Genomic DNA, 8,754 nt, shown 5'->3' on the forward strand with positions numbered 1-8,754 from the left:
GAGAAGAGACCAGGCAAGTCCAGTGCCGGTGTGGCTTCACTCGCACCAGCCAATTTTGACGGAGGCAATCGAATGGGAACACACTCTGTTTCCGCAGTTCCTCAGCTCGGAGAGTTGCTGCGCTTCTGGAGACAGGAGCGCGGCAAGAGCCAGCTCGACCTCTCGCTGGACACCGGGTTCTCGCAACGCCACCTGAGCTTTGTGGAGAGTGGGCGGAGCGTACCCAGCCGGGATCTTCTGTCGATCGTTTCAGATGCTTTAAACATTCCGCTCCGCGAGCGAAATGTTCTGTTGCTTGCGTCAGGGTACGCTCCGCTTTACAACGAACGGAGTATGGATGTCGAGCAGATGGCTATCGTGACACGGGCGATCGACCGGATGCTGCAGCAACATGAGCCACATCCTGCGCTTGTGCTGGATCGGTACTGGAATGTGATTCGAACCAATGAATCTGCGCCACGATTCTTTGGCTTATTCATTGATTTGGAGGCGAGACCAAAGCCGCGCAATCTTCTCGACCTGATGTTTGATCCAGCGGGAATGCGGCCTTTTGTTGAGGAGTGGGACAAGGTTGCAGCGAGCCTGCTGCAAAGAGTTCGGCGAGAGGCGGTTGGGCAGGTAGTGGATGCGGGACTCGCCGAGCTGCTGGAGAGGCTACGGAAATATCCCGGAGTCGCAGCGTTAAAGCCACCGCTGGCGCCTCAGAGCCCTGTGTTGCCTATCACCTTTCGGCGGGGTGACGAACGTTTCTCTTACTTCTCGCTGATTACGACGGTCGGTACACCACAGTGCGTCACTGCGCAGGAACTGCGCGTGGAGTGCATGTTTCCGACTCATGTCGAAGAGAACGCAGGTCGTTCTCAATAGCTGCTTTCATGCCAATTCACGCCTTGAACGCCTTTATTGCAATTGCCAGGCCCAAATGCTCACGATGGCCAACCCGACGAGCGGGGAAGCTATTGAGTAACGACGCGACAGATCGTACTCCTTTTGTCATTTGTATTCACAGAAGAAGTTCGTCGATTGACCGCGGCAAGCTGTGCCGCGCGAGAAACTGTAGGGTGTGAGTTAACGTGCAGAGGGGTCCGGCTTGAGGGCGATTGCCGATTTATCACTGCGAGATTGTCGAGAGTGGGACAGCTTCAGTGGTGGCGTCCTGGCGGGGTGGAGGAACGGCGCGGAGGCTGAAGCTCGCGATGGCAGCGGGACTGGAGTTCGGGCGCATCTGGAGGGTACCGAGGACCTCGGTCGCCGAGGGGGTCTGATCGCGGAGTCTGAAGACGAGGACTCCGGGCTGGACCTCTTTGGCAGAGAGCAGGTTAAAGCCGCCGGTCTGTTGCCGGAGCTCAATCTGTGCAACGACCACGGAGGCGAGCGCGGCATTGGGCAGAGCGTTGCCAAGCGCGGAGTAGCTTGCCTGGTTGAAGGCGGCAAGCCAGCCATAGAGGAGGCGGCCGGCAGGGGTGTCGGGGATGAGGCCCACTTGGTCGCCAAAGCGGGGCAGGTGAACGAGGATGGTGGGATGAACAGGGCTGACGTGGTCTCCTGGACGAGAGGGTACAGGAGCGTCGGCGGGATCACCCAGAACAATGGTATCGATCTGGGATGGATCGTCTTTCTCGTTGGCAGCCGGGGTGGCTCCGGATGTAGCGCTGGCGGAACGGGCAGCCCCGGTGCCGCCGGGGGTGAGAGGTGCATGTCCGGTGTGACGCAGGGCGTAGAGAACCAAGGAGAGCGCACCAACGGCGGCAACGGTTGCGAGCAGGATGGCTCCGGGGCGGAGCGGCTGGCGGCCGGTAATGTAAAAGCGGGGAGCGGGGAGAGTGGGGACTCCGGTGGGGAGGGGCTCCTGCATGGTGGGTCGTCCTTGGGTGTTCCCTGAGCGAGCCAGGACAGAGGCGTTCCGGCGGAGGCTGGTCGCATTGATAGTGTAGACGAGCTGTCAGAGGGTGGCGTGAGCTGATGGTCGGATCAACAACGAAAGGGAGACAGATGTCGCTCTCCTAAGAACACAGCAATTCCCGCAGCGCTGGCAAAGGCGGTGCGTATACTGCCTATCAGAAGAACGCAATTACGCAAAAGAAAGCGCCAACAAATGGCTGCCGAATCACCCTCAAGAAGCCGTGCCATGGGCGTTTATGTTTTGAGAAACATGCTTGTCGCGATATTGATACTGGCTGTGAGTGCCAATTTGAGCCTTTATCCTAAAGAAAAAAGAATCTGTAGGACGTAGGTCGCCATTTAGCCCTTCTTCGGCGGACTTGAATCGAGCGAAATCTGTCTGGGATTTTTGAAACAGCCAGTGCCGCAGGACTAGATATTTTCTGCGATAGAGAGTGCCCATGAGGTGGTACTCCTTCGGGGGAGATCTATAGTTCAGCTGAAGGATTGGCCCGCGACAAGTCTAGCATCTATCGTGAAGTGCAGCGCCCTAGCGTTTCGTCTTCGGTCTGTCGGGACGATAACTCATGTAATAGGCCACTTTATCGGGAGATGTGCATCATGCTCCCGTCAGCGGCAACATAAAACAACTCTTTACCATCGCGTCGCCACCTTGGCTTGAACCCTCCACTCGCCGAAATCCGCACTCGTTGCGAACCACTGGGAAAATCCATCACATAAATCTCCGTCCGTCCCGGATTTGAAGAGAACGCCAACCATCTCCCATCCGAAGAAAAACTCGGCAGCATCCCTTCGTTTCCCGGAGCATCTATCGGATTCCACTGCGGTACGCCGTAAATGGCGCGATGTATGCCATCACCACAATCATCATTGCTAACTTGTTGCGAGCTGCGGCTCCACTTGTACCTGAAGAACCTGAGCCAGATCCCGTCGCACCTCGAGGATCAGAATGTCATCCTCCTGGCCAAACATCTGAGCCTCCTCCGCTATCTCTTTAGGAGTTGCATGCCGAAGGAGAAGTTCGTTCGTTCGTTCGAAACCGAACAGCACTCCTTTAGCATTCTGAGCCTCGACGACACCGTCCGACATCACGATCAACGAATCGCTCTGTTTCAACTCGAACGACGTAATCGATAGATCCGAACCCGAGACAATCCCGATCGGCAGGGCACCCTCCATGCTCATCTCACTGCCATTGAGGTAGGGAGGCAAATGGCCAGCATTTGCCAGCAAGACCTTCCCATTCGAGTCGATTCGCATGATCAGGCAGGTAGCGCTCGCCTCTTGATGATCGCAAAGTTGTTTATTGACTTCGTTGAGAATCTCTGCCGGATCAGAGCTATGTTGCGCAGCGGATTGAATGGCACCTACGATCAGCGCAACGAGCATTCCCGCCTGAAGCCCTTTACCGGTGACATCGCCGACAACGACCAGCACGCTATCTGGGGTGTCTGCTGGCAGAACCTGAAAGAAATCCCCGCCTACTTCACGCATAGGACGATACTCGCTCTGAATCAGCAGTCCGCGAACCGTCGGAACTTTCTTTGGAATCAGCAACTCTTGAATATGACGAGCCTGCTGAATCTCGATCTTCCACTGTTCTTTCAACCGTTGCGACATGACGAACCTTCGCAACAGCATTACCGTAATCACCAGAAGCGATAGAACCGTCGATATGGTTCCAAGCGAGATACTGAAGCCCATGAATGGGAAGATCGTCCTGATATGGAGGAGACGAAGCTCACGCTGGTAGTTTGAGATCACCACGAGCAACACAGCGAATGCAGCCATCCAACCTTCTGTCCGCTGGCGAACGAATCCACGATAAGCGACGGCGCACAACAACAGGCCCAGCCCCAACTTGACCACCAGCAACAAAGGAAGAATTGAACTGGCGAAGTGAACCGGAATCAACTGGCCATATAGCGGAGGGCGTAACATCGCCGTTCCCAGCATCAGGATCGCAACCAGGGGCCATACCAGCTGGTGCAGACGTTTCATCCTCCGTATCCGAAACCAATAACCCCAGAACAACACCCAAAGACCTATTCGCATGGGCGACAAGACCACGTCAGCCAGAAGGACTCCCAAAGTTTGCGGGATAAGCGGAACAAAATTGGCAGCAACCACGATGCAGTTTCCCAACAGGGTTGCCAGACAGACCAGGGCGAGCCAGAGATAAGCCTTTTCCTGGCGATCCAGGCAGAACAGAGCAATCGCCATCACCAAGGCCATGATCAGGATCAGCATCTCCAGAAAACCCGCACCGAGGTCATGGGCTATGTCGTCGTAATCCAGTCGGACCAGAGCCCCGATGACCGAGGCATATCCCAGTACGGGAGGTCCGTGGAGACCACCGGCATCCGGACTATTGAACGGAGTGGCGCTGTCCATCCACATGCGGATTGCGATCGTGACCACGCCGTCGCGGACCGACTTCTGCAAAGGAAACGACAGTGGCAGACTGCTATATGCCGCTACCCTGTGTTCTCTAAACTTCCCAAACTCTCCGATCTGGGTCCCGTTCACAAAGACCTGGTAAGCATCGTCGGCGGCCGCAGGCATCTTAAGAGCAAGCCTGCGGTCGGCGCCGTTTACCTCCACCTTCAACCTGTACCAGGCGAACCCGGTGTAATGTGGATATCCGCGAACTGTCCAGCCTGGAATATATCCACTGATCCCCAAACTCGTATCGACAGAGCCTTCGGGAGGCGACAAATCCATCGTGCCCCAGGCGGAGTCATCGTAGTCCGTATGCGCCCATACCAGATCATCGCCGGTACGAAACTTCCACGGCCCCGCCAGCTCCGCTGAGGATTCTCCCAGATTGATCTCAACAACCTGCGGGGAGGCCGGTGTGACCTTGCTCACAGCGTCCTGAGCCCAGAGTGAACCGCACAGGACCACCGGTAGAAAGGACTGCATGAGGATTCGTGCAATACGGAGCATAGAAGCGCTTTCTGCGATCTCACGTCGCGAATGCTGAACAATATACGACATGCTGCTTCTGCTATGCCCGCCCGCCTATGCATGAGCAAGGCTGCACCGTGCCTTGCGTCAGTAAAGCTGCCGGAAACCCGGTTAAAGTACAGAGGAGAAGGCTAACCTGCGGGGCGGTCACGCCTTCCTCCGGGCACGAAATCACTCTACAGCGCAAGTTACAGAGCTTGCCTAAGACTGAGAAACGCGGCGTTTGCTGAGGAACGATCCGGCCAACACGATACCCGTGGAGAAAAGCCAGAGCGATTCCGGTTCAGGAACCGCAGAAGCCGTCGTAAATGACGCGGTCACCTCGGGGAAATCGTTCGGATCAACGCCCTGTTCTGCTATGACGAAGTTCTCATTGTTCGTAAGAATGCCGCCGTTGAAAATCAGAAGATACTGCTGATTGCTCTGAAGGTCGCAACTGCCTTCTCCGGGAGCCGCAAAGATATCCAGACCACCACCATCCAGACTGCAATTCGCTGGAGCAGCATTGGAGAGTGCGCTGTTATTGCTGAAGTTCATGGTCAGGCTCGTCCAGTCCTGGCCCGTTCGATTGACGCCAGAGAAGCATCCGTCATACGTCCCCAGGGTCCCCGTAGGCAGCTGTCCCACCGCGCATGGTGCAAAGGTGAATGTAAACGGTGAATCAAAGATCGGAAATGTGGGGAAGCTGGCTGGGGGCGGATCAAGTACAACCATACGAAAATCATCCGCTTTAGCAGATCCGATTACTCCGCAGGCCAAAGCGATGGCAAACAGACAACGCATCATTCGCATTCGAATTCTCCTTGAGAAGGGGGACTTAAATGAAAAGCAATTGCACTAAATCGCACAACAGAAAGAGGAGCCCAATTGGAAATGGATGAACAAACAAATGCGTGCACGTTCTATGCCGAAATAAAATGATAGATTCGGCCTGTTTCACTCATTGCCATAAGGCACCATGCATTAAATTGCACTCGGCCAGAGGAAATTCGTTCGCGAACGCAGGGTATGCTCAGCCCGAATCACCGGAATCCGGTGTATTAGACCTCAGCTTCGGCCGCTTCCACCGAATCACGAAGATGCAGCACCGAATCGACCTTCGTCATCTCCAGCAGCGCCCTCACTCGTTCGTTCATTCCACACACATAGAACCTGCGGCCGTTGTTCTGTGCCGAGACGTAATAGTTCATAATCACACCGAGACCGGCAGAGTCCATATAGGGCACTCCGGCAATATCCATAATGAGACATGCTGGTTTGAGGCTTCGAAGCTCGCTTTGAAGCTGAAACATATTGGTCAGCGTGAAGGGGCCCGTAAGGTGCAAAATGACTGTATCTTCTTTAGCACCACTCGCAATGCTGTATGACAGTTCCTGTTCGGGCATATCGGGGAGTATAGACCTCACTAGTGGACGACGACCTATGAAAGTTAGGTGAATCGCCTTGTAAACACAAGAGAGCGTCAGATCGAAGCAGATTTTATCTGCACCCCATATACATAGGTGAAGGTCTGAATTTTCGGCATATACTCATGCACACATCTTTAGCTCGGGAAAACGCACGATGGAGATAAGTGAAGCGCTTCTGGCTCAACAACAAGTCATTCGTCTGCAGGCTCTTCTGGAAGCCAGCCGGCAACTTCATTCGACCATTGAGCTCGACGAAGTCCTCCATATCGCGCTTCAGATTGTCGTTCGGGAGCTCGAACTCACCGGTGCGTTCTTCTCCACGTGGCCCCAGACATACGGCGACATTCCCCTTGCACTGCAGGAGGCGGTTGCATCCGGCGCTCTCGTATTAAATGTCGAGCCCTCCTGCGGCCCGGTGATGAGGCTTCCCCTTCGCGACAAAAAGGGCACACGGTTTACCGAGCTCGTCGTACTGATACCCGTCGGTCGCACGCTCGACCTTGATGAGTTGGACTTTCTCGAATCGCTCTGTGTCCAGGCAGCGGTGGCCATCGAAAACGCCAGCTTCCACAAACGCGCCCTTCAATGGCAACGCGTGGAAAGCGATCTTGCTGCAGCCCGCCAGGTTCAACTTAGCCTCGTTCCGCAACAGATGCCGATGATCCCTGGCTATCATCTGGCAGCCCGTTCTATCACCTGCTATGAGGTCGGGGGAGATTACCTCGACATCATGGCCATGCCTTCTGGAGAGATCATCATCGTAGTAGGGGACGTTGCTGGCAAAGGACTTGCCTCAGCCCTCGTGGGAACCTCGTTTCGCTCTGCCTTTCGGGCCATGGTCCATGCCGGCCTCAGCCTCTACGAAATCGCCACCCGCATGAACCTGCTTCATTATGGTGAAGGGATGGAGGCTCAGCGCCGTTACGTCACCGTCATGATGTTGCGACTCGACCCGGCAGCGCATACTCTTGAGACCGTCAATGCGGGACATAATCCCGCTTTCCTCATCGCAGGCGATGGAACCGTGCGCAAGATCTCTGCCTCGGGCACACCTATCGGTATGCTGCCCTTCTCTAGCTATGTCTCTGAAGAATTCCCATTTCGTCCCGGAACCAGGCTTTTGGTCTACACTGACGGCATGACAGAGGTCTTCTGCGGAGAGGAAGAGTTCGGCGAGGCTCGTCTGTTGGACGCGTTTCTATCCGGCTCCGAACCGTCCCCCGAACAGAGCCTGGAATCCCTCTGGAAAACTTTGGAAGCATTCTCTGATGGCCGAGAGCAATCCGATGACATGACTGCGCTCGTATTATTCCGAGACCGATAGTGGAGAGACACCGGATGGATGAGCATAGAAGCAGTATTGAACTCAGGCTTCCGTCACGACTCGGTTTTGAAAAGGTCGCCATGGATACCGCCGCGAGCGTCGCTCATCTGATGGGCTTCGGAGCTGACCGTATCGAGGATCTTAAGACAGCTATTTCCGAGGCCTGTATCAACGCCATGGAACATGGCAACAAGCTCGATGAGACACTGTGTGTCAGTGTCATCCTTTCCATGGATGCCAATTCGCTGGAAGTCAAAGTTGTAGATACAGGCGATGGGCCCAAAGAGCACGCTGTCCGGCCTGACATCGATAAGAAGATGCACGAAGAGGAAACGGCGCGCGGCATGGGAATGTTTTTGATCGAGTCCCTTGTCGACGAGGTGGAGTGGGTCAGCTCGCCCCATCGAGGAAGCTATGCTCGTATGATCATTCGCCTGCATCCGGCAAACAATAACTCAAAAGCGCAGGAGAAATGATATGCAGGAGAAAATGACGCAGGTGAAGATGGAAGAGATCAGATGCGGGGAGACTCCGATCACCGTGCTTCGTTTCGCAGGTGACATTACCAGCGCATCCCAGGCTGCCGTTCTTGGAACCTATCAGGGAATCTCCAATACGACAAAGCGTATCCTTCTCGACTTCTCCGACGTGGACTATCTCAACTCGAGCGGTATCGCTCTCGTGATCCAGATGCTGATTGCCGCGAGCAAAACCGGTCAGATCATACAGACGTTCGGCCTCAAGCCCCACTTCCAGAAGGTCTTCACCATGGTCGGCATTACCAAATACACAACCATCTACCCCGATGAAAAGACAGCCTGCGCCGCATTCTCGTCCTGAAGAAGTATTCATCAATCGTTGGTGCTGCTTCTTGGGCTCAGTAGCGGAAATTTGCGCCGAGTTGGACCCGCGTGCTATTGGTGCAGACGTAATCGTTCCGGAGTTGCTGTTGACGTTTTAAGCTGCCAGTTGATCTCAGCCTTCGGGCTATCGATCTCAGAGCCTTCGTGGAGCTTCGCCAAAAGACAACCGCATAGGTCTTCTTATTTTTCAGTACTGGTGTGGATCCAACCAACTACGACAAATATAGTCCGATATAAAGATGTAATTGATGTCTCCGTGTCGAGAATTTGGAGTTCTACCCTGAAG

9 protein-coding genes are annotated in these 8,754 nt (G+C 54.8%); 4 read left to right on the forward strand and 5 right to left on the reverse strand.

The genetic code is table 11. The features are described from left to right. The first annotated feature begins 72 nt into the window (after positions 1 to 72). Positions 73 to 867 (forward strand): helix-turn-helix domain-containing protein, encoded by a 795-nt coding sequence (locus AC5S26_RS00250; protein ID WP_494182835.1) that lies wholly within the window; start codon positions 73 to 75, stop codon positions 865 to 867. Between the two features lie 244 nt (positions 868 to 1,111). Here AC5S26_RS00250 and AC5S26_RS00255 read toward each other — a convergent pair whose 3' ends face one another. The 5 genes from AC5S26_RS00255 to AC5S26_RS00275 all read right to left on the reverse strand — a co-directional run bounded on the left by AC5S26_RS00255 (position 1,112) and on the right by AC5S26_RS00275 (position 6,257). Continuing rightward, positions 1,112 to 1,855: a hypothetical protein gene (locus AC5S26_RS00255; RefSeq protein WP_494182836.1), complete on the reverse strand. Its 744-nt coding sequence runs from the start codon at positions 1,853 to 1,855 to the stop codon at positions 1,112 to 1,114. Positions 1,856 to 2,113: 258 nt separating this feature from the next. Continuing rightward, positions 2,114 to 2,344, reverse strand: a complete 231-nt coding sequence (locus tag AC5S26_RS00260) for a hypothetical protein (protein WP_494182837.1) — start codon at positions 2,342 to 2,344, stop codon at positions 2,114 to 2,116. A 431-nt stretch (positions 2,345 to 2,775) separates the two neighbouring features. Next, on the reverse strand, positions 2,776 to 4,851 hold the full coding sequence (locus AC5S26_RS00265) for a PP2C family protein-serine/threonine phosphatase (RefSeq protein ID WP_494182838.1): 2,076 nt from the start codon (positions 4,849 to 4,851) through the stop codon (positions 2,776 to 2,778). Between the two features lie 222 nt (positions 4,852 to 5,073). Then, entirely contained in the window at positions 5,074 to 5,658 is a 585-nt protein-coding gene (locus tag AC5S26_RS00270; RefSeq protein ID WP_494182839.1) for a PEP-CTERM sorting domain-containing protein, read from the reverse strand. 254 nt (positions 5,659 to 5,912) lie between these two features. Continuing rightward, positions 5,913 to 6,257 carry an STAS domain-containing protein gene (locus AC5S26_RS00275; RefSeq protein WP_494182840.1) on the reverse strand — a complete coding sequence of 115 codons (345 nt, stop codon included), beginning with the start codon at positions 6,255 to 6,257 and terminating at the stop codon, positions 5,913 to 5,915. Between the two features lie 178 nt (positions 6,258 to 6,435). Here AC5S26_RS00275 and AC5S26_RS00280 point away from each other — a divergent pair, with 178 nt between their 5' ends. The 3 genes from AC5S26_RS00280 to AC5S26_RS00290 are packed head-to-tail and all read left to right on the forward strand — an operon-like array spanning position 6,436 to position 8,445. Next, positions 6,436 to 7,605 carry a PP2C family protein-serine/threonine phosphatase gene (locus tag AC5S26_RS00280; protein WP_494182841.1) on the forward strand — a complete coding sequence of 390 codons (1,170 nt, stop codon included), beginning with the start codon at positions 6,436 to 6,438 and terminating at the stop codon, positions 7,603 to 7,605. Between the two features lie 14 nt (positions 7,606 to 7,619). Next, positions 7,620 to 8,081 carry an ATP-binding protein gene (locus tag AC5S26_RS00285; protein WP_494182842.1) on the forward strand — a complete coding sequence of 154 codons (462 nt, stop codon included), beginning with the start codon at positions 7,620 to 7,622 and terminating at the stop codon, positions 8,079 to 8,081. A gap of 1 nt (position 8,082) precedes the next feature. After that, positions 8,083 to 8,445: an STAS domain-containing protein gene (locus AC5S26_RS00290; protein ID WP_494182843.1), complete on the forward strand. Its 363-nt coding sequence runs from the start codon at positions 8,083 to 8,085 to the stop codon at positions 8,443 to 8,445. Positions 8,446 to 8,754 lie beyond the last annotated feature (309 nt).

It is taken from the genome of Edaphobacter sp. FHG110511_03 (assembly GCF_059115365.1).

What these genes read in the sequence shown, in the direction of transcription:
- AC5S26_RS00250 (WP_494182835.1), top strand. Translation starts at nt 73, where the DNA reads ATGGGAACACACTCTGTTTCCGCAGTTCCTCAGCTCGGAGAGTTGCTG.
- AC5S26_RS00255 (WP_494182836.1), bottom strand. Translation starts at nt 1,855, where the DNA reads ATGCAGGAGCCCCTCCCCACCGGAGTCCCCACTCTCCCCGCTCCCCGC.
- AC5S26_RS00260 (WP_494182837.1), bottom strand. Translation starts at nt 2,344, where the DNA reads ATGGGCACTCTCTATCGCAGAAAATATCTAGTCCTGCGGCACTGGCTG.
- AC5S26_RS00265 (WP_494182838.1), bottom strand. Translation starts at nt 4,851, where the DNA reads ATGCTCCGTATTGCACGAATCCTCATGCAGTCCTTTCTACCGGTGGTC.
- AC5S26_RS00270 (WP_494182839.1), bottom strand. Translation starts at nt 5,658, where the DNA reads ATGATGCGTTGTCTGTTTGCCATCGCTTTGGCCTGCGGAGTAATCGGA.
- AC5S26_RS00275 (WP_494182840.1), bottom strand. Translation starts at nt 6,257, where the DNA reads ATGCCCGAACAGGAACTGTCATACAGCATTGCGAGTGGTGCTAAAGAA.
- AC5S26_RS00280 (WP_494182841.1), top strand. Translation starts at nt 6,436, where the DNA reads ATGGAGATAAGTGAAGCGCTTCTGGCTCAACAACAAGTCATTCGTCTG.
- AC5S26_RS00285 (WP_494182842.1), top strand. Translation starts at nt 7,620, where the DNA reads ATGGATGAGCATAGAAGCAGTATTGAACTCAGGCTTCCGTCACGACTC.
- AC5S26_RS00290 (WP_494182843.1), top strand. Translation starts at nt 8,083, where the DNA reads ATGCAGGAGAAAATGACGCAGGTGAAGATGGAAGAGATCAGATGCGGG.